The 19,737-nt window shown below is 46.0% G+C and carries 19 protein-coding genes; 5 read left to right on the forward strand and 14 right to left on the reverse strand.

What is annotated here, in order from left to right; all coding sequences use genetic code 11:
• Positions 1-27 precede the first annotated feature (27 nt).
• From QUA45_RS06255 to QUA45_RS06285, 7 genes are all read right to left on the reverse strand, one after another.
• Positions 28-5,133, reverse strand: a complete 5,106-nt coding sequence (locus QUA45_RS06255; RefSeq protein ID WP_333219965.1) for a PAS domain S-box protein — start codon at positions 5,131-5,133, stop codon at positions 28-30.
• A gap of 203 nt (positions 5,134-5,336) precedes the next feature.
• Positions 5,337-5,738, reverse strand: a complete 402-nt coding sequence (locus tag QUA45_RS06260; RefSeq protein WP_015178455.1) for a fasciclin domain-containing protein — start codon at positions 5,736-5,738, stop codon at positions 5,337-5,339.
• Between the two features lie 307 nt (positions 5,739-6,045).
• Positions 6,046-6,486 carry a hypothetical protein gene (locus tag QUA45_RS06265; RefSeq protein ID WP_333219967.1) on the reverse strand — a complete coding sequence of 147 codons (441 nt, stop codon included), beginning with the start codon at positions 6,484-6,486 and terminating at the stop codon, positions 6,046-6,048.
• Positions 6,487-6,804: a hypothetical protein gene (locus tag QUA45_RS06270; RefSeq protein WP_333219968.1), complete on the reverse strand. Its 318-nt coding sequence runs from the start codon at positions 6,802-6,804 to the stop codon at positions 6,487-6,489.
• Positions 6,805-7,065: 261 nt separating this feature from the next.
• Positions 7,066-7,509 carry an Hsp20/alpha crystallin family protein gene (locus QUA45_RS06275; RefSeq protein WP_333098469.1) on the reverse strand — a complete coding sequence of 148 codons (444 nt, stop codon included), beginning with the start codon at positions 7,507-7,509 and terminating at the stop codon, positions 7,066-7,068.
• Positions 7,510-7,523: 14 nt separating this feature from the next.
• Positions 7,524-7,736: a hypothetical protein gene (locus tag QUA45_RS06280; protein WP_333098471.1), complete on the reverse strand. Its 213-nt coding sequence runs from the start codon at positions 7,734-7,736 to the stop codon at positions 7,524-7,526.
• Between the two features lie 26 nt (positions 7,737-7,762).
• Positions 7,763-8,050, reverse strand: coding sequence for a hypothetical protein (locus QUA45_RS06285; RefSeq protein ID WP_333098472.1), 288 nt, complete (start codon positions 8,048-8,050; stop codon positions 7,763-7,765).
• A gap of 185 nt (positions 8,051-8,235) precedes the next feature.
• Between QUA45_RS06285 and QUA45_RS06290 the strand changes: the two genes are divergently transcribed.
• From QUA45_RS06290 to plsY, 4 genes are all read left to right on the forward strand, one after another.
• Positions 8,236-9,030 (forward strand): MlaE family lipid ABC transporter permease subunit, encoded by a 795-nt coding sequence (locus tag QUA45_RS06290; protein WP_333098473.1) that lies wholly within the window; start codon positions 8,236-8,238, stop codon positions 9,028-9,030.
• A gap of 63 nt (positions 9,031-9,093) precedes the next feature.
• Positions 9,094-9,486, forward strand: a complete 393-nt coding sequence (locus QUA45_RS06295) for a DUF3119 family protein (RefSeq protein WP_333098475.1) — start codon at positions 9,094-9,096, stop codon at positions 9,484-9,486.
• Positions 9,487-9,544: 58 nt separating this feature from the next.
• A complete protein-coding gene (locus tag QUA45_RS06300) occupies positions 9,545-10,876 on the forward strand; it encodes a DUF3086 domain-containing protein (protein WP_333219969.1) in 1,332 nt (443 codons plus the stop codon).
• A gap of 110 nt (positions 10,877-10,986) precedes the next feature.
• Positions 10,987-11,670: a glycerol-3-phosphate 1-O-acyltransferase PlsY gene (gene plsY, locus QUA45_RS06305; RefSeq protein WP_333219971.1), complete on the forward strand. Its 684-nt coding sequence runs from the start codon at positions 10,987-10,989 to the stop codon at positions 11,668-11,670.
• 94 nt (positions 11,671-11,764) lie between these two features.
• Here the strand turns inward: plsY and QUA45_RS06310 are convergent, their stop codons facing one another.
• Positions 11,765-12,550: a calcium-binding protein gene (locus QUA45_RS06310; RefSeq protein ID WP_333219974.1), complete on the reverse strand. Its 786-nt coding sequence runs from the start codon at positions 12,548-12,550 to the stop codon at positions 11,765-11,767.
• 177 nt (positions 12,551-12,727) lie between these two features.
• Here QUA45_RS06310 and QUA45_RS06315 point away from each other — a divergent pair, with 177 nt between their 5' ends.
• Positions 12,728-15,124, forward strand: a complete 2,397-nt coding sequence (locus QUA45_RS06315; RefSeq protein WP_333219975.1) for a bifunctional serine/threonine-protein kinase/ABC transporter substrate-binding protein — start codon at positions 12,728-12,730, stop codon at positions 15,122-15,124.
• Positions 15,125-15,160: 36 nt separating this feature from the next.
• On the opposite strand, the gene proC is transcribed toward QUA45_RS06315, so the two are convergent.
• The 6 genes from proC to QUA45_RS06345 form a co-directional block, all read right to left on the reverse strand.
• Positions 15,161-16,006 carry a pyrroline-5-carboxylate reductase gene (gene proC, locus QUA45_RS06320; RefSeq protein ID WP_333073056.1) on the reverse strand — a complete coding sequence of 282 codons (846 nt, stop codon included), beginning with the start codon at positions 16,004-16,006 and terminating at the stop codon, positions 15,161-15,163.
• A 199-nt stretch (positions 16,007-16,205) separates the two neighbouring features.
• A complete protein-coding gene (locus tag QUA45_RS06325; protein ID WP_333065646.1) occupies positions 16,206-16,823 on the reverse strand; it encodes a cell division protein SepF in 618 nt (205 codons plus the stop codon).
• A gap of 117 nt (positions 16,824-16,940) precedes the next feature.
• Complete coding sequence (locus QUA45_RS06330; RefSeq protein ID WP_333219977.1) at positions 16,941-17,606, reverse strand: YggS family pyridoxal phosphate-dependent enzyme; 666 nt, start codon at positions 17,604-17,606, stop codon at positions 16,941-16,943.
• A gap of 72 nt (positions 17,607-17,678) precedes the next feature.
• Positions 17,679-17,948, reverse strand: coding sequence for a transcriptional coactivator PipX (pipX, locus tag QUA45_RS06335; protein ID WP_006634205.1), 270 nt, complete (start codon positions 17,946-17,948; stop codon positions 17,679-17,681).
• A gap of 42 nt (positions 17,949-17,990) precedes the next feature.
• Positions 17,991-18,449, reverse strand: coding sequence for a holo-ACP synthase (acpS, locus tag QUA45_RS06340; RefSeq protein WP_333163097.1), 459 nt, complete (start codon positions 18,447-18,449; stop codon positions 17,991-17,993).
• Between the two features lie 165 nt (positions 18,450-18,614).
• Positions 18,615-19,610, reverse strand: a complete 996-nt coding sequence (locus tag QUA45_RS06345) for a CbiQ family ECF transporter T component (protein ID WP_333098491.1) — start codon at positions 19,608-19,610, stop codon at positions 18,615-18,617.
• Positions 19,611-19,737 lie beyond the last annotated feature (127 nt).

Consider the following 19,737-nt stretch of genomic DNA (forward strand, 5'->3'; position numbering starts at 1 on the left):
GGAGAGCCCGGTTCAAAACAAAATTGATTACTCACGAGCCACCAACTTTTCAACCCCCGCCAGAATTATTTTTAATTCAGCGATGATTTTTGTAGCCCCCTCCAAATCATTTGATTCGGCCCGACTTTGAAGCCGATCTGCCATATCGGGCATTAACCGCACCGCCGCCGTAGCGCTGACACCTTTAATTTGATGAGCGTGGCGGGCCAGTGTCTCCATATCTCCCGAAGCAATCGCCTCCTTAGCAGCTTCTAAATAACTAGCAGTATCCACGACAAAAGTTTGCAATATTTCCCGCTCAAACTCTAAATCAGCGCCAGAAATTTCGTGCAGACGTGCCATATCGACTACCGATTCGATATCTGGCTCAGAATTTTGAAGTTCCTCGCCCTTAAACTTGGGAGTTTCAATTTTTAGCTTGGCGGACCAATTTTCTAGTACCGATTTTAACTTGTCAATCGCAATAGGTTTGCTAATATAATCGTCCATGCCCGCGGCCAGACACTTTTCGCGATCGCCCTTCAAAGCATTCGCAGTCATTGCAATCACCACCGTCTTTTGATGCGGCTGCATTTTTCCAGCAGCAACATCTGCCGCTTCTAGGCGGCGCAATTGCAGCGTTGCTTCGTAACCGTCCAAAATCGGCATCTGACAGTCCATCAACACAATGTCATACTTTTTCAGAGCAACCATAGATAGTGCCTCTGCACCATTATTGGCCACATCCGCCGCGCATCCCAAAACTCTGAGTTGATTGAGACCAACTTTTTGATTGATTGGAGTATCTTCAACTAACAAAATCTTTAAACTTGCTAAGTCCCGGTTGTCAATAGCTGAAGCTCGATTGGACGTTGGATTTGCTCGCGGCTCATCAATCAGCGTCATCGGGGCGATCGCGTTCGCCAAGCAATCAAATAGTCGGTGAGCTTTCACAGGTTTAGTTAAATACCCGCTAAAACCGCTATCAACCAAGCGTTTCGCCTCTGCAACCTGAGTCATTGAAGTCAGCACCACCCACTTTGTCTGCTGCATTGCAGGCTCAGAAATCCTCAAGCGTTCGAGACTTCCCGCCACCATTTCCGGCAACTGAATATCAACCAAAACAATATCGTAAGGGGAATTAACGCTGACAGCTTTGTACAGAGATGCGATCGTCATCCAACCGTTCTCAACCTCCTCAACCTCCATTCCCCACACAACAGCCATTCTCACTAACACTTTTCGCACTGTCGCCTTGTCGCTAGAAATTAACATTTTTCGCCCCGCCAGCACCGTTTCCAAATTCACTTCGCACGCTGTCCCTACAGCAGTTAAATTTTCCTTAACTGTCGGCACAGTAAACCAAAAAGTCGAGCCTTTGCCCGGCGTACTTTCTACACCGATTTGCCCACCCATTAACTCCACCAACTCCTTAGAAATAGCCAGCCCCAAACCTGTGCCACCATATTTTCTTGTTGTAGAGGCATCAACTTGAGTAAAAGATTGAAACAGCTTTTTTTTGTTTTCTGGAGCAATCCCAATTCCTGTATCTGTCACTTTAAACAGCAGGAGCATCGAGTCATTATTTTCTATTTGTAACGGTTCTATATTCTCTAAAATTTGCTGAGTATCGCTGGCTGCCAATAACCCAGGATTTCTAGCATTAGCAACCTCAATTACCACTTCTCCTGCTTCTGTAAACTTAATAGCATTGTTGATCAAATTAGTGAGTATTTGCCGCAACCGTGCTGCATCGCCTTTAATTTGCAGCGGCACGTCGCTGTCAATGAGTGCCACCACTTCTATACCTTTTTCTTGTGCGGGAGTTGCCAACAAATCCAGCACTTCATTCATACAGATACTCAGGTTAAATTCTAGTATTTCTAAGCGCATTTCTCCAGCTTCCAGTTTGGAGAGATCGAGAATATCGTTAATGATCGAGAGTAAATTTTGACCGCTGAGTTTCAGCGTCTGTACAAAGTCAAGCTGTTCGGGAGTAAGATTCGTTTTCAGCAGCAAATCCGTCATCCCCATCACTCCATTCATCGGAGTACGGATTTCGTGACTCATATTTGCTAAAAATAACGACTTCATTCGAGACGCTTCTAGGGCTGCTTCTCGGGCCTGCTGCGCTTGTTCAAAAAGAGTAGATTGCTGAATGGCGATCGCCAACTGCACGCTCAACCTTCCCAGCAAATCCATCTCAGAATCAGTCCAAACACGCGGAGCACTGCACTGATGGGCAATCAGCAACCCCCACAACCGATTTTTACTCGTTTCCAAACTCCTTCCCGGCGGTTCAATTCGAGTTTCGGGCGAATATTCTGTTGCCAACTCCTGACTTTCATCGCCTATAAAAATTGGTACAACTAAATTAGCCCTTACCTGCAAACTAGCAAGTAAATCTCGGTGTTCCTCGCTCAAATTGGCCGTATCAATATCTGCCATTGCTTGAATTGTTCCTGCACTGTACAGCCATACATAGCTTTCCCCAAAGGATGTTCTTTGAACTTTTCTGCCCCGCAGGGGCATCCAATCATCCCCTACTGATTCCACAAGAACAACCGCTGTTTCCTCGGAATCAAAATGATAAATTATCGTGCGGTCAGTTGCCAGCAAATGCCGCACTTCTTGTACTGCTGTACTCAGAGTTTGAGTGAGGTTGAGAGACTGCCGGACTCGCTGGGCGATCGCCGAAACCAAGCGTTCTTGTTCTGCTTGTTCCCGTAGCATTCTCTCAGCTTTCTTGCGTTCGGTGACATCGCGAATTACCGCAGCAAAGCACAGGGGTTCGGTGGTTTGAGGGTGCTTGACCAGAAAAGCATTCATCACAACATCAATTGGTTGTCCGTTGCCCAAGTGCTGCATTTGACCTTCGCCTTGCCACTGGCCGTGACTGATAATTGTTGGTAAAATTTCTTGACCGAATTTATGTTGAAAATAGGGCCCAATATAATGCCATATCTCCGTATAAAGCACTGCCGAAAGATTCTCTACACCCACCAGTTTTCGTCCGGCTTCGTTGACAAACAGCGTTTTGCCTTTCAGGGTAGCCATACCGATAAAATCGCTGCTGTTTTCAATCAGCGACACAAATTTTTGCCGTTCTTCTTCTCCTTTTTTGCGTTCGGTAATGTCGCGCTTGACGCAGACGTGACAAATTACATCATTGGCGTTGTTAATCACAGAGTATGCCGCAACGTCGATCGCCAGCGTCTGGCCTTTTTTAGTGCAGTTAGTAATTTCGCCCCGAAAACTTCCTGTTTTCGCTAAACTTTGGGCAATTGCCGAAAAACACTCCCCCGCAACCAGTGGCGAAGCTTCTGCTTCTAATTCCGCGTCTGTGTATTCTAGAAGCGTTTGGTGAGCAAGATTTTGTTCGAGGAAAAACCCGTCAGCATCGATAATGACGATCGCATCGTTGGAGTTTAAAAATATTTCTCGGTAAAGTTTTAGTTTTTCTTCAGCTCGCTTGCGTTCGGTGATGTCTCTTTTGACGCTTACGTAACAAACTACATCCCCAGCATCATTTAGAACCGCAAAAGCGGAAAGCTCCACCTCAACTATTCCTGCTTGCACAGCCTTAATACAGGTCATTTCGCCGCGGTAACTCCCTGTTTCTGCCAAGCTTTGCATTACCGACGCAAATACCTGTTCTCCCATCTGATTTGCAGGGGTTTTTCCCCACAATTTGGACGAACTGTAACCCAGCAAAGCCGTGTGAGCTTGATTTGTTTCTAAGTAATAGCCTTGGGGGTCTAAGATCGCGATCGCATCGTTGGATTTCAAAAATATTTGTTGATAAAGTTGCAGCTTCCGTTCAGCTTGTTTCCGGGCGCTAATATCCGTGAACAAGCCGTAGTAAACTATCTTCCCCGATGCTTGCAATTCTGGCTGGGAAGCTCCTTGCACCCATTTAAGTTTTCCTGACGGAGTGACAATTCTTCCTTCCCACCGCCAAGGCTGCAAATTTTCAGCAGAAAGCGTCACCGAGTTGAGAAAATCATCTCGATCTTCGGGATGAATCATGTCAACAATTACATTAAAATCCTGCTGAGCCACCTCTGGTTCTATTTCATACAATTCCCGGCAGCCTGCACTAACAAACGAGAATGCCATCGAGCCGTCTGGATGCAAGTCAATTTGATATACCGTACCGGGTACGCTAGCAGTAATTTTTTGCAGTTTGGCTTGGCTTTGATTTCTCGCTTCATCTGTGACCTGCAATTGACCAATCTCTCTAGAAAAACCCAAAACCCCAAATATATTACCCTCTGCATCGCACAGCGGCACTTTTTGCGTATCAAAGACGTGCTGTTTGCCACTTTCAAAGACGATCGCCTGGTAGGGATTGCGAATCCTCTCCCCAGCCAGCACAGCTCGATCTTCCTCGCGGATGCCCTTAATTTGGCGGTTGCGATCGCCAAATACTAATTCCGCTGAAAACCCTAATTGAATATCATCTTTGCCGATAATTTCCTCAACATTTTTCCCCACATATTCAGCAAAACTTTTATTTACAAAAATGTATCTAAAGTTTCTATTTTTCGCAAAAACTCCGTCCGGGGCATCGTCCATTACAGCCTGCAACAATAGTTCTTGACTTTCCGAATCCAGAGCAAAATTATTTTGAATTTTATCCTTGACACTGCTCGTTTTACGTGCTAAAGTTATTAACTGTTTTGCACAAATTTGAGCGACCGTGTGGAGCAAACAAAGATGTTCCAAATTAAAAGCGTTTTCCCGCTCTGCACCGATGAAAAATACTCCCAACAATTCTTCAGTTTCATCCGAGTTAGCTGATGCCATCAAGACAGACTGAAACTGAGTAATTGGTGGCGGAGCGATGTTGTGCGCCCAGTCCCGATTGCCAGCAAGCCATTCACTGCGAGCAGCTTGCAAGCGCCCTTCTATTTCGGCTTTGGCGCTAGCACTTAACGGCTGTAAGTGTTCCAGGTATATTCGATCGTCCGGTAGCGTCAAAATGGCGATCGCCTCTGTGGGAATCAGGCGATCGAGATGTGCTAGACACGCAGACCAAATTTCCTCAACACTGAGAGCGGCTTGAACTTTTGCAGTAAGTTCGTTGAGAACTTGCAGTTCCAAGGTACGCTGGCGGACTTGTGCTTTGAGGCTGGCGGCTAGGATTTGCATAGTGCTCACCAAACTGGTTTGCTTATATTATAATTATTGATTTTTAAACTTTTTCAAACAATCATCTTAAAATACATCCGCCGAAAAGACAACTTTTTTATATTGAAATTACCTTCAACCGATAAAAAACAAGGGCGAGATCGGGAGCAAAGCGGCACCGCAAAGCACCTCCTTGGCTCCCGCAGCGAGATTAAACGGCGAAATTATCCCATTAAAATTACGTTATCGATCACATGGATCACACCGTTATCAGCTTCGATATCCGCAGCGACAACTGTAGCATTTTTCACCTCAAAACCGTCAGAACAATCAATTTTAATCGGCGAACCTTCTAAGGAAGTAACAAAGCCGAGTTTTGCCAAATCAGCTTTCATAAACTTACCGGAGACGACATGAAACATCAAAATCCTAGTCAGTTGGGGAACGTTCTGCACTAGGGTTGTGATAGTTCCCGGTGGCAATTTCGCAAAAGCATCGTCATTGGGTGCAAAGACAGTAAAAGGGCCCGGACTTTTGAGCGCGTCTACTAAATTAGCTACTTGCACCGCCGTTACCAGGGTTTGGAACGAACCCGCACCTACGGCAATATCAACAATATCAGGCATTGTGTTTTACCTCATCTGGGAAAAAAGTTCTATTAAGTATCGTAAACTGAGGCGGACAACAATACCTACTGTCTTTTTTGAAAAATTGGTAATTATTTTGTAATCAGGACTTCAATCCTCACATTTTTGATAAGGACTTCACTCCTCACTACAAACCTAATAATATAGGACTTACCCATGGGGGGCCAGAAACCGGGTATTTTACGAAAATACTTCGTTAAAACCCGCAGATTAGGTAAAAAACCCAGTTTCGAGGAGTCGGAGTGCGTCCATGACTGTAATAGTTATTTTACACGACATAATATTACTAACGGCTTGGCAATTTAACCGCGTGGGGGTTGACAATTTCTACAATACTGCTGCTGGCAATTGTGATAGCCCAATCCTCTGTTTCTGAATCTGCCACTTCAGCATTTAGGTTTTCTCCCTTTTGAATGCTAAAACTGCCGTACAAAATTGAAATTTCAAAAATGTCTGTAGTAATCACCGCCGGCTTGCGGTGTTCCGGCTCGCCCAATGAAATTCCGAAGAATTCAGCTTCCAGTTCGCCAACAGCCTCTTCATCGTGTAGAGTCCAACTGATATCGCGACAGCCTTTGAATGCCAGGATATAAGGCAATCTTTCTTCTGGATTGTAGACGCATTCAATTAATACTTCGTTTCCACATAAAGATACTTTGACATTTGTGATTAAAGATGTAAAACCACCCAATCCAAGCAATTTATAGTCATCCTTCCAATCACTCATTTAATTTTTTCCCGTATTGTGAGTACCTGGAATTAAATTACCCAATTTGTCTCGCGTCTGCAATAAATGACCATTTCTATGGAGACGCAAACCTTTGTTGATATTTCTTCCATCTGATCCATATTTCGGTGCAGGCGTTCTAATAACTTCACCGTTAGGACGGATCATTACTTTTGACTTATCAAAAAATTTATATGCAACATAACCCTCTCTAGTAGTTCTGATTTCTGCACCCAATCCGCGCAAAAAATCATCGACTTCTTGGCGAGTCATCCCGGTTAAGTCTCCAAACTCAGATGCAATTCCATTTTCTCCCACTCCCTGACTCGGCACGCAAGTCTCCTCACCAACCATTGCTTATTGGAGTTTAGCACGGTTGAAGAATCGGAACAAGGAAGTTCGCCAACGGATTCGCTTTCTGAGGATGTAACGGATGGAAGGAAGAAGGAAGAATCATTCCTCAAACTCGCAAGGCCCAATTATCAATTCCCAATGACCAATAATCAATTTCCAAAACAAATAGGGGGGCCTTGGACCCCCTACTAATTAACTAAAACTAACTAAAGTAGGAAACAATTATTAGCCGCCAATTTGAACTTTCACGACGCGGTTCTTTTCTGCTTCCGCTTTAGGCAAATTCAGGTGCAAAACTCCATTTTTGTACTCAGCTTCTACGCTGTCATTTTGAACCCGTGCGGGTAGGGGAATCACGCGGCGGAACGAACCGTAACGGAACTCAGAGCGAGTCATTCCTTTATCTTCACTCTTAGTTTCTTGACGGCGTTCGCCGCTAATAGCAACAGCTTCTGCGGTTACTTGTACGTCCAAATCCTTAGCTTCCATGCCCGGAACTTCTAACTTAAGGTGGATGGCTTCGGGAGTTTCATCGAGTTCGGCGGCGGGTAGAAAAGCAACACCGTTAGATGCGCGATCTGTTGCCGGTGACAAGCTATCAAACAACCGATTCATTTCTCGTTGCAAGGAGTCCATTTCCCGCAAAGGTTCCCAACGAATAAGTGCCATAACTAATACCTCGACTATCTGAAGTTTTGATGGTTGAGAAACACTTGACTCAACCTGTATTTAATATATTCCAGCTCCTGAAATAGGGGGAGTCGGTTTTCCGCAAAAAGGGCGATCGCATTTCCGAACATTCGCGATCGGTATTGTAAAATCATCCCCGGTGCGGGTATCCGAGCCAACCCGAACCCAGCAATTTTAGATTTTAGATTCGAGGCAGGAATTCCCATCTAAGAATCTAAAATCGAAGATTCGATTAACTCCACCGCGAATGCTGATAAGAAGCGTAGGTATCAAACAAAGCACCCACCAAACCAAAAGTTAGGCCGATCACTAAAAAACCCTGGAGGGGACAGCCGCTGCCGAAAGTAGCTAAGAACTGCAAAATCAGGTCTTCTCCAGAACGACCAACTCCTTGGAGAGCAGGGACGAAGCCGATCAGCGAAAAGCTAGTCAATCCCGCACCGATTAACAATAAGGGGGCGACAAAGCTCAACAGGCTGGTCAGCAGTAGAGAGCGAAGAAAATTGGGAAAAATGCTCATAAGAGTCAGTAAATTCAGCTAAACTGCCGAAAGGTACAAGCAAACAAAACTTGTCCTTTTCTACGATAGGCAGCGATCGCCCTCAGCGGCCAATTATGTCAAAAATCTTAAATCTTAGAGAAGAAAGTTGTTTAAGATTTGTAGATAGATTTCATTTTTGGCAGTTGTTCTACACTCGAAATCCCTTGAGCACAACTACACCATCGAGCCTCAGTTTGTGGAGTCAGCGGTTGCTGGCAGCAATTTTATTGGGCGGCCAAGTCATGCTGCACTTGCTGAAGGGCAAAATTCACCGCCGTAACACCCTCGACCAAATGGCAGCAGTCGGCCCGGAATCTCTGCTGATTGCTTTGCTGACTGCGGGTTTTGTCGGCATGGTATTTACTATTCAGGTAGCGAGGGAGTTTATTAACCTCGGTGCCGGCAATGTCGTCGGTGGCGTTTTGGCTTTGTCTTTGACTCGCGAACTCGGCCCCGTCTTAACAGCCGTCATCGTGACGGGACGGGTAGGTTCGGCTTTTGCAGCGGAAATCGGCACGATGCAGGTAACAGAACAGATAGATGCCCTGCTGATGCTCAGAACAGACCCGATCGACTATTTAGTAATTCCCCGCGTCCTTGCTTGCTGCTTGATGCTGCCTATTTTAACCATCATGTGTCTCGTCACCGGCATCGTCGGCGGACTGCTGATTGCTACGACAATGTACGGCATCTCTCAAAGCGTGTTTTTAGAATCAGTCCGCAATTTCCTGAGTCTGTGGGATATTTGCAGCGCGGCAATTAAGGCTTTTGTATTCGGTGGCTTGATTGCTGTAATCGGCACTAGCTGGGGTTTGACCACCACCGGCGGGGCAAAAGGCGTCGGTCAATCGACTACTACGGCGGTAGTGACGGCTTTACTGGCTATTTTTATTGTGAACTTTTTCCTGACTTGGCTGATGTTTCAGGGGACGGGCTCTAGCGTACTCAAAGGCTTGTAAGCTAGGAAACATATAAAATATGAATAATCGGCAACATTCGTTTACTACCCTTGATTTAAACCCGTGAATACCACTGCCTCTTCGACTGCGCCGACAAGTACGATCGAACTCGCTCCGAGTTATGCGATTCCCCTAGTCTTGGTACTGGCGGCCGTACCGCTGCTGTTTGTTCAGAAGTGGGTGAGTTTGCCGCTTTCTGTGTTCGGATTGTTTCTGATGTACCAAGCCGCCACCCTCCGGCTGCAATTTACCCCAACAGATTTGGACATTTATCGAAAGTCCAACTTAATCCGCCGCTTTCCTTACCGAGAATGGCAAAATTGGCGGATATTTTGGCCCGCTGTGCCGATTTTGTTTTATTTCAAAGAAATTAACAGCATTCACTTTCTGCCGGTTCTGTTCGATCGTAAAATGCTACAGACCTGCTTAGAACAGCGCTGTCCCCGTCAAGACTAAAAAAGTTGTTAATTTTAAATTTTTAACTTTTCCATGCCCACGCCGAACAAAATTTCCCATGAATTCAGACGAATCTCCAACCCAAGAACCGCAATCACAACCAGCCGCCCCAAGCGGTGACGGCGAAGTCGATTTACCCGTGAATGAGACGGAGTACCAACTTCCATCTCATTCACTGGATTTGTCGATCGAGCTTCAGGAGTCCGCCGCCCAACTCCCGGGCGAAACAGACCTGCCGCTGGGCGAGGAAGATGCCGAAATCGCCCAATTCGTGGACGAAGCAGGCGCACTCGCCCAAATTCCACCCAACACCGACGATCGCGAATCAGAAAATCTGATCGCTCAAATCGATCCTCCCAGCGACTCCCCGCCAGCAGCAACCGCAGACACGGTAACGCGCTTATCAGAAAATGTTACCGAACAGTTGGCAGAGAGAGTGAAAGAATTGCAGCAGCAAGAACAAAATTTGACTGAAAAAATTGCAGCCTTGGAAGCCGACAAAGCCAATGCTATAGAAGCGTTGGGCCAGGCTCAAGCATCGATCGGGCGTTTGGTACAAGACGGCTTGATTCAATTAGATCAGCGCAAACAAGCGCTACAAATCGAAGTAGAAAAACTCGAACGCCGGCGCGATCGAATTCAAAAGGAAATGCGCACAACTTTTGCCGGCGTTTCCCAAGATTTGGCCATTCGAGTCCAGGGTTTTAAAGATTATCTAGTAGGCAGTTTGCAGGATTTGGCCGCCACCGCCGAACTCTTAGATTTGACGCCACCAGTGCAAGAGACACCCAAGCAAATTCCTGCTGAGGAGTCTCAATCCTCAGCACCAGTAAATCCCAAATTTGCCGAACAGGGATTTCAAGAACAAGCCAAACAAATTCGCCGCACCCTCGATCAATACCGCACTCTCCCGGACTACTACGGCCCGCCTTGGCAACTTCGCCGCACTTTTGAACCCATCCACGCGGAACGAGTTTCTAACTGGTTTTTCACCCAAGGAGGAAGGGGTGCTTTGCGGACTATGGGTTCGCGCTTGCAAAATATCTTGATTACTTCGACTATTATTTCTGTACTCAGAAGTGTATACGGCGGACGGGTGCGGACTTTGGTACTCGCCAACAGTCCCGAACGTTTGGGAGAGTGGCGGCGGGGTCTGCAGGACTGTTTGGGCATTACTCGCAGCGATTTTGGCCCAGAACGGGGGATTATTATGTTTGAGTCTGCGGAGGCTTTGGCTCAAAAAGCCGATCGACTGGTGAAAGATGGCAAATTGCCACTAATTGTCATTGATGAAACTGAGGATTTAATTAGTTTGTCAATCCTGCAATTTCCGTTATGGCTGGCATTTGCTGCCGATCCGCAAACTTTAATGGCTGCTAAGGATTTTTGATTGGCTAATTGCTAATTGCTAATTGCTTGCTAATTAGTAATTAGCAATTAGCAATTATGCTAGGGGAAAGGTGGCAAATTTTAAAAGTACACAAAATCTCAAAGTAAAAAATGACTAGCTGGATAATTTTAAATGGCGCACTGCTAATAGCAGCTTATCTGCTGGGTTCGATTCCGACGGGGTACGCCTTGGGGAAATGGATGCTGGGAATTGATATTCGACAGGTTGGTTCGGGTTCGACGGGTGCGACTAACGTACTGAGGACTTTGGGGAAGTGGCCGGGGTTGGGGGTGTTGCTGGTTGATGTGTTGAAGGGGGTAAGTGCGATCGTCCTAATCCGCTATATTTACTCTCTCACTTTTACCAGCCAGCTAGCAACCGCAGCCGGTTTAGAAAATACTGCAACTGTCCTCCCTTGGATGGCAACTTTGGCGGGTTTCTCTGCCGTTTTGGGCCACAGCAAATCAATCTGGCTGGGGTTTACCGGCGGTAAATCGGTGGCGACGAGTTTGGGAGTTTTGCTGGGTTTGTACTGGCCAGTTGGTTTGGGAACTTTCGGAATTTTCGGGATAGTATTTGCGGTATCGCGAATTGTTTCTTTAAGTTCGATTATCGGGGCAATTAGCGTGGCTGGATTGATGTTTGTTTTACATCAGCCGCTGGCTTATGTATTGTTTGGACTGGCTGGCGGCGTATTTGTAATTGTGCGGCACCGGAGCAATATTCAGCGTCTGTTGAATGGTACGGAACCGAGGATTGGAGAAAAATTGGAAACAGCAGCTAGCGATCGATAATTAGTATTGTTATACCGCTGGTTGCAGACGACCATTTCTCTGTCCAATCTTCGATTTAAGCTTTTGCAGGAGGCATTGCAGCGCATTATACAGCTTAGAATCCCCGAGCAGAGATAATACTCCCTTGAATCTCAGCCACACTTACATTTGCCACAAAGCCTACTATGTCGCCGGAATTCCTAACTTTAATTAGAGTGCCTTGACTCTGTATCGGTTGAGGATCGAATACACCGGGCGCGAAAACTTGATTGAAACTTTCTGGTGCATCAAACCCCAATAAGAGTGTCACGTTTGTCACGTATTGCAAGTCTACATCGCTAGCAGTCAAACCGCCTGCCAATCCAATTCGATCGCCACCTACTCTGAAACCGGCAATAGCATCGGCATTATTGACATCTGTAACTCCGGGTTCTGCTTGGAGGACGTACAAGTTGCTGCCCCCGATTTTGATTGAATTATTTTCATTCAAGGCGGCTAAAAAGTCGCGACCCAAACCTCCCACCAGAGTGTCATTTCCGTTACCGCTGGCTAAGAAATCATTGCCTCTACCGCCCAAGAGAATATCGTTTCCCGCATCACCCGTAAGCAAATCTGCATCTTGACCGCCGCTGAGAGAGTCATTTCCCTCATTTCCTTCAAGTAGATCTATTCCTTTTCCTCCAAATAAAGAATCGTTGCCCAACTCCCCGCTGATAATATCTTCCCCTTCATTGCCCGATATCAAATCATTAGCTGTTGAGCCGGTGACTAGATCGTCACCTCCTAGCATCCAACCTCCCAAAGGAAAATTAGTTGCATCTGCGATCGACAAAGTAACGACTTCGGATGTATTGTCGCCAATTAATCGCAGCTGTTCTGACGGATCGGGTTTTAAAGCCATAAAAAATTTCCGCGTAAAATCTCAGATGTCAAGATGATTAAATAAGCAGTTCTCAAAGTCAATTCATAAATTCATAGCTTTGAGTTCATAAAAGTCATAACTTTGAGTTCATAAAAGTCATATTTGTGGTAAAATCAACACCAAGGGGTGCAGCGAGTCGAGAAAATAAAACAATTTATGTGTCTGAATCCAGGGGATATTCTGCGCGATCGCTACCAAATTATCGGTCAATTAGGTGAGGGAGGATTTGCCAGAACCTATACGGCTAACGACGCTTTAGGCTACCCCGAAAATCCCCTGTGCGTCGTCAAGGAAATTGGGCCTCCTCCATCGAAAGATCCCGATGTTTTGCACAGGGCACAGGTGCAATTTGAAACAGAAGCTGAATCCCTGATATCTCTGGAACAGTGCTCGCGCATTCCCAGGTTAATCGAGCACTTTCAAGAACAGGGAAGATTTTACTTAATTCAAGAATATATTGCAGGAAATCCGCTGAACAACGAGATCGGTTCAGGCAGGCAGTTTAGGGAATCAGAAGTTATTGATTTATTGCAGGATATTTTAGAAGTTTTAGATTGCGTCCACAAAAAACATATTATTCACCGCGATATTAAACCGTCAAACTTAATCCGGTGCAACCGCTCCGGCAAAATTGCCGTGATTGACTTTGGGGCAGTCAAAGGTATTAGCAATTTGGCGATTCAGGGCGGTCAAATAACTCAAACTCGCGTCATCGGTACTGAGGGTTATATGCCGGCGGAACAGTGGAAAAATCAGCCAAGATTTAACAGCGATATCTATGCTGTGGGAATCATCGGGATTCAAGCGATCGCAGGTTTAGATATTGCAGATTTTTTCAACCATCAAAAAACTGGCGAACTCGTCTGGCATTACTCCACTGACGATCGCCCGATGGTACAAATTAGCGACAAGCTAAAAAAAGTTTTAAATAAGATGGTGCGCTACCACTTTAACGATCGCTATCAATCCGCTGCTGAAGTGTTACAGGATTTGCGAGCGCTAACAGGACTGCATTCACCACCACCGAAACGCAGGCTGTTTTCTCGATCGATCTTTGGCTTGTTGCCATTGGCAGTTGCGGGAATGACAGCGGGACTGGCAGCCCCTATTTTTTTACGCACAATTACACCTAAAACTTGTCCTTTAATCCAAGGAGATGCTGTGAGTTGCGGCGAAGAAATCCTAGTAAAAACTTCTTCACCTCGGTTAAAGCAAAAGGGAGTTGAGGAATTTGCCCAATCTAATTATCAATCTGCTTTTGATTTATTCAAAAAATCCTGGAACGAAGAAGACAGCATCGATCCCGAAACTTTAATTTACATGAACAATGCTTTGCTGAAGGCTAAAAATGCTGATTATTACACAATTGCTGTTGCGGTTCCCATCCTGAGAACTCAGGATGGTTCTATAATTAATGCAGATTCGGCAAAAGAAATTTTGCGCGGCGTGGCCCAAGCCCAAACACAAGTTAATTTAGGATTAAGCGCTGCTAATGAGAGGAATAACAGCTTTCCCGGTCAAAGCTTTCTCGACGCCAAAGCTATTAACGAAAAAGGCCTGAGAGTCATCATTGCTGACGATGCGAATCTCAAAACAGAGGCCATTAAAACAGCAAATGCACTGGTTAAACAGCCGGATATTTTAGGAGTGGTAGGTCACTATGCCAGCGAAATTACCCTATCAGCAGTAGATATTTATGACCAAAATAACCTGGTTTTGATTTCTCCGGGAAGCACAACGGAAGAACTGACAGAAAAGGATCGAAAAATTTTCTTTCGCACATCCTATTCGAGTCGGTTTGCTGCTCAAAGTTTAGCAAAGTATCTGCGATCGGTAGGCAAATATCAAGCGACAGTTTTATACAATCCAGGCAGTTCGTCTGGTTCTTATTTTACACAAGCTTTCAAACGGCAGTTTCAAGATGACAAAAAAGCAAAAATAGTCAGAATTCGCGACTTTGATTTATCCAAAAATGAATTCAACGCCCAAACAGCTTTAAATCAAATCCAGCGCACAGGGGAAACTGCGATCGTGTTATCTCCAGACGGTCAAATTACTAATTCATTAAATAACGCTATCGCAATGGTTAAAGCCAACCGCGATCGCAATTGGATAGCCGGAATTTGGGTACTCTACAAGTGGAGAACTTTGGAAGCCGTATCCCAGTTAAAATCTTTTGAAAAACTAATCGTGTCTGTCCCCTGGCATCCCTTAAGCAGTGTTAATAAAAAATTTCCTCAACAAGCTAAAAAGTTGTGGGGAGGAACGGTAAATACCGATACCGCCTTAGCTTACGATGCAACTATTGCACTGATTAAGGCAATGGAAATGCAGCAGCAGCCCAGCCGCGAAGGAATGCAAAAAACGCTTTCTCTTGCGAATTTTATTGTGGAAGGAGGAACAGGAACTATTCAGTTTGGAAAGAATGGCGATCGCAAAAATCCCCCCAGCGAATTGGTGCATATTGTCAAGTGTCGAAAAGAACAATTCGGTGTAGCTTTTGTTCCCGTCAAGTATCCGACAGCAAAAGCGGCAGGTTTAAAATGCGATTGAACTCATTTTTGATTGTTTCTGTGCGTCATTCCTGACTTATTTCCCTAATTCTTGAGAACGCAAAGAAGCTGCTTTCACTGCTTCGATCAGTGCCGAACGAAAGCCGTTACTCTCTAATTTAGCAATTCCGGCAATAGTTGTGCCACCGGGACTCGTAACTCGATCTTTCAATTCTGCAGGGTGCATTCCTGTTTCTTGCAACAGTTTCGCTGTACCGAATACTGTTTGCAAAGCTAATTGAGAGGCGATCGCCCGTGGCAAACCAGCACAAACCCCCCCATCTGTCAAGGCCTCTATCAAAATTGCTACATAACCAGGCCCGGAACCCGAAAGCCCAGTCACCGCATCGAGCATACTCTCAGGTACTTCTACCACTTCTCCTACGGCCTGAAAGATGCGCTTTACTAATTCTAAATCAGCCGGTTGCACGAGTTTTCCCGGAGCGATCGCGCTCATTCCCGCCCCCACCGTCGCCGGAGTATTCGGCATCACCCGCAGCACTCCCCGCCCGGGAAAAGCTGGTTCTAGCTTGCTCAGTGGCACTCCTGCCAAAATCGACACTACCAGTGCTTCTGGCTGGGAATTAGCCGTTTCTCCATTATTTCCCTGTTTGCGATCGCCTGCCACGGCCAATTCCAAAGCTACCGTATCAAAAACTTGCGGTTTAATCGCCAAAAACAGCACTTCTGTAGCTGCAGCAACTTCTAGATTGCTGGCTGTTGTTCCAATCCCGTATTTGTTAGTCAAAAACTCGCGGCGCTTTACCCCTGGCTCGCTCACCAATATTTCTGAAGGCAAATAAACTTTTTGTGCAATTAAGCGGGATAAAAGAGCTTCTCCCATTACCCCGCCGCCGATCGTACCAAATTTTATGTTAGTCATTAGTCACTTGTCACTTTTGAGTTATCAGTTGTCAGTTGTCAGTTGTCAGTTGTCATTGGTTACTTAGTTGTTAGCTAATGTTATTAATCCGCAGTGTTTATTCCACAGTTATTAGTTGTTAACTATTGACTACTGATTACTAACTACTGACTACTGACTACTGACTGCTCACCACTGTCAACTGACTACTAACTACTAACTACTGAGCGATGGGAGCTTGTTCGGCCGGCCAGACTGTCGGTGCAGGAGCAGCAGCACGAGGCCGTCCTTGAGCAGGAGGCACTTCGTGAACCACACCAGACTGAGTTCTCACCTGCACGCAGCTAGGCGTAAACAAGAAAATACTTTCGCCAATTCGCTCTTGATGACCGTCAAGGGCATAAGTACCGCCCGCCACAAAGTCCACAGCTCTTTGCGCTTGGTCTGGGTCCATCACCGTCAGGTTCAAAACCACAGACTTCCGTTCCTTAAGAGCTCGAATTGCTGCCGGCATCTCTTCAAAAGTGCGCGGCTCCATTACTACTACTTCCGAAATCCCGTTCATAGCTCCAGGCATTCCTATCACGTTATTCATTACTGACCCTACTCCGCCGGTTGGTGCAACGACATCCATACCTGTCGATCCTACTACTGACCGCTCTCGCATTCTACGATTTTGACGACGTTCTTCTTCGGCTGCTGCTACGGCAGCGGCGTTGGGTTCAGGCGCTTGGTAGAAGTTCTGATAGCGCTCCCCTTCCGTTTCGTCGTACACGTCATCGTACTCAGGCTCATTGTTGATGCCTACAAAATCTCGCAGTTTAGAAAAAATATTCATGATTCACGCTCCTTCACGACTTTGCTGCCCCGACTATACTCGCGTTGCGCGTTAGTCGCGGGTGGCTGACTATTCTATATTTAACCCAAATTGTCTTTATCAGAAGATTTCAATTACTTATCCCCTCCTAGAGCCAAATAAGGTTTGTCCTAGCCGTACCATAGTAGCACCTGCTTGAATTGCCAAATGATAATCTCCCGACATCCCCATCGAGAGCTGCTGCATTTGAATGCAGGGCAAGTTTTGCTGCTGGATTTTCTGTGCAAGTTCGCGGGTGCTGTTAAATAATTCTAGGATTTGCGAGTCATCTAATCCCAGCGGAGGAATTGTCATCAAACCTTGAATTTTGATATGCTGACATTTGTTGAGTTCTGGAAGGTCGGCAAGCAGTTCTGGAACGCTCCAGCCGTATTTGTCCGGGTCGGGCAACATTTTGACTTGCAGGCAGACTTGGGGAGAGCTCGACTGTTGGCCCGCCAAGCGCGAAAGTCGCTGAGCAATTTTTAAATTGTCTAGAGAATGAATCCACTGGAAGTGCTCTAGGGCTTTGGCGGCTTTGTTGGCTTGCAAGTGGCCGATCAAGTGCCAGTTGATATCAGGTAAATCTTGCAGTTGGCTTTGTTTTTCGGCAGCCTCTTGAACCTTACTCTCGCCAAAATCCCGGATACCGGCGTCGTATGCTTCGCGGATAGCATCAGTCGGTACCTGTTTGGTAACGGCAATTAACCGCACTGATTCGGGCAAGTGTTGGCGAATGCTGTGAATTCGAGAGGCAATGGTCATGGGTACTCAATGCTGGGAACTGGAGGGAAGGAAAATTAAGACAGTTACCTATTACCAAGTTACTGATTTTCTTTATTGAAATGTTCGCTGGTGAATGGTTTGCAATTGGTCGTACTCCTGATATTGACCGCTGCGACGCAGGGTTCGCAGGCGAATTTCGACCATGAGGCGAGCGTCGGAGCGGCTGATTGGTTCAAATCTCAGCCCGCCTGGGCCGTTTGTCACCAAAAAAAACAGGCGCTGGGCGTATAGGGTGGTAAATAATTCTTGGCTGTCTTCAACCTGGGATACCCTGAAGAGGAGGCCAAAGTTTGGATGATTCAGGTAAGTTTCGGTAGTCATTCACGCTCACAATCGATCAATTTTAGATTAAAGATTTAGATTTTAGATTTTAGTTTCGCTCGATCGCCCGACGGCGTTGTTTGACGGCGGGATACAAAGAGCGATAGCCGTAGCCGTGCAATAGTCTCCGTCATGGCTGAGGCTCAATTGCCACTGGCAATTTCCCCAAACAGAGGCTTGTGCTGCTGCGGTTCCGTGGAGTTGCACGTTGGGAGCACCGTTTTCGGAGCGCCGAATTTCCACATCTGCATACCGTATTCCCCGCCATCCCGTCCCTAGAGCTTTGACAACGGCTTCTTTTGCTGCCCAGCGCCCTGCTAGTTGGTTGCAGGAAACTCGATTCATTTTACCTTTAATGCTGCTGTGTTGAGAATTTAGTGACCTACAATCCCTTTGTTCGGCGGGCGTGTAAACTTTTTCGAGGAAGCGATCGCCAAACCGGTCTAATGCGGCTTGTATGCGCGGAACATATACGATATCTGTCCCAAGATAGATGTTCAAGGTCTTGGTTCTCTAAATATTTTTCTCCATTACTTTAGCAGGACTGTCGCGCACCAGACAAAACTTACTCAAATTTAGGCCCGTACTCCAAACCCCGCTCGAATCAGTCCTTCCCAATTCTTCAATCTCAAATCTAATCAATCAATCAATCTAAAATCTAAAATCTTAACTGTCCCAACCCCAAACCAAGCGCGCGCTCCAGAGGAGGAGCAAGCAGCCGAGGGCGATCCAGTCTCGGATTTTCAATTGCAACTGGTGCCATTCTACACGGTGTCGATCGGGACTGGTGAAGCCACGAACTTTCATGGCGCTGGCTATTTGTTCAGCTCGCAGGAGCAAGTTTTCTAACAGCCGCTCGGCTATCATCAACCAAACTTGAGCGGCGCGGCGAAATCCTAGTTTTTTCCAGTTTATGGCTCTAGTGCTGACCGATCGCACTAAATTTTGTATTTCTTCCAATACTAGGGGAATGAATCGCAAAGATAAAGTTAATGTTAAGGCTATTTCGGTAACAGGCCAGTTCAAGCGGCGCAGAGGCTGCATTAAGTTTTCAATCGCGGCGGTGATTTCTTCGCTGGCTGTGGTGAGAAGGTAGAGGTTGGTGCTGTAAATTACTGTAAAAAATAGGGTGCTGACGTTGATAGCTAAATCTAGGGATTTGCGGGTGATTTTAATCGGACCTTGTTTGAATAAAACGTAACGGTAGTTTGTGGGTTGGGGGAGTTGATTTGGGCTTTGGGCTTTGGAAGTGGGGATTGGAGAGTTTGAGCCTAAATTAAAAGGTTTGTACCAGGGTTTTGGTTGGGGCGGGGGTGGAAGAGTTGCGGGCTGTTGGGAAAAGGTTAATTCGTCGGCGGGGATGCGGGGCTGGTGCTCTGAGGGGAGTCCGTCGGGGGCGATCGCGCTGAGGCAAAATACTAAAATGCAGAATAGCAGCAGCATTCCCATTTGCTGTTTCCACACCCGCAAGGGAATTGCTGCAGTTAGTGTCAGTACGATTAACATTCCTACTAGCATCAAGCGCCAGATGGGATTGGCGAGTATTGGCGCAATCAGAAATGTCATCAACCAGGCTAGTTTTACGCGGGAGTCTAGCCGGTGAAGCCAGGTTACGGGTTGTTCTAGATAAAGTCCAATAGGGAGCGATCGAAGTAAATCCATCTTGATATTTTAGATTTTAGATTTTAGATTTTAGATTGGGGATTGTTTGATTGTTTGATTGTTTGATTGGGGATTGTTTGATTGTTTAATTTATGATTCTTTGATTGAGGGTTGGGATTCTTTGATT

Source organism: Microcoleus sp. Pol12A5, from assembly GCF_036701435.1.
Classification (GTDB): domain Bacteria; phylum Cyanobacteriota; class Cyanobacteriia; order Cyanobacteriales; family Microcoleaceae; genus Microcoleus.

Excerpts from the sequence above, each read along its gene's own strand:
- QUA45_RS06255 (WP_333219965.1), bottom strand. The coding sequence starts at position 5,133 with ATGCAAATCCTAGCCGCCAGCCTCAAAGCACAAGTCCGCCAGCGTACC.
- QUA45_RS06260 (WP_015178455.1), bottom strand. The coding sequence starts at position 5,738 with ATGCCTGATATTGTTGATATTGCCGTAGGTGCGGGTTCGTTCCAAACC.
- QUA45_RS06265 (WP_333219967.1), bottom strand. The coding sequence starts at position 6,486 with ATGAGTGATTGGAAGGATGACTATAAATTGCTTGGATTGGGTGGTTTT.
- QUA45_RS06275 (WP_333098469.1), bottom strand. The coding sequence starts at position 7,509 with ATGGCACTTATTCGTTGGGAACCTTTGCGGGAAATGGACTCCTTGCAA.
- QUA45_RS06280 (WP_333098471.1), bottom strand. The coding sequence starts at position 7,736 with ATGGGAATTCCTGCCTCGAATCTAAAATCTAAAATTGCTGGGTTCGGG.
- QUA45_RS06285 (WP_333098472.1), bottom strand. The coding sequence starts at position 8,050 with ATGAGCATTTTTCCCAATTTTCTTCGCTCTCTACTGCTGACCAGCCTG.
- QUA45_RS06300 (WP_333219969.1), top strand. The coding sequence starts at position 9,545 with ATGAATTCAGACGAATCTCCAACCCAAGAACCGCAATCACAACCAGCC.
- plsY (WP_333219971.1), top strand. The coding sequence starts at position 10,987 with ATGACTAGCTGGATAATTTTAAATGGCGCACTGCTAATAGCAGCTTAT.
- QUA45_RS06310 (WP_333219974.1), bottom strand. The coding sequence starts at position 12,550 with ATGGCTTTAAAACCCGATCCGTCAGAACAGCTGCGATTAATTGGCGAC.
- QUA45_RS06315 (WP_333219975.1), top strand. The coding sequence starts at position 12,728 with ATGTGTCTGAATCCAGGGGATATTCTGCGCGATCGCTACCAAATTATC.
- proC (WP_333073056.1), bottom strand. The coding sequence starts at position 16,006 with ATGACTAACATAAAATTTGGTACGATCGGCGGCGGGGTAATGGGAGAA.
- QUA45_RS06325 (WP_333065646.1), bottom strand. The coding sequence starts at position 16,823 with ATGAATATTTTTTCTAAACTGCGAGATTTTGTAGGCATCAACAATGAG.
- QUA45_RS06330 (WP_333219977.1), bottom strand. The coding sequence starts at position 17,606 with ATGACCATTGCCTCTCGAATTCACAGCATTCGCCAACACTTGCCCGAA.
- pipX (WP_006634205.1), bottom strand. The coding sequence starts at position 17,948 with ATGACTACCGAAACTTACCTGAATCATCCAAACTTTGGCCTCCTCTTC.
- QUA45_RS06345 (WP_333098491.1), bottom strand. The coding sequence starts at position 19,610 with ATGGATTTACTTCGATCGCTCCCTATTGGACTTTATCTAGAACAACCC.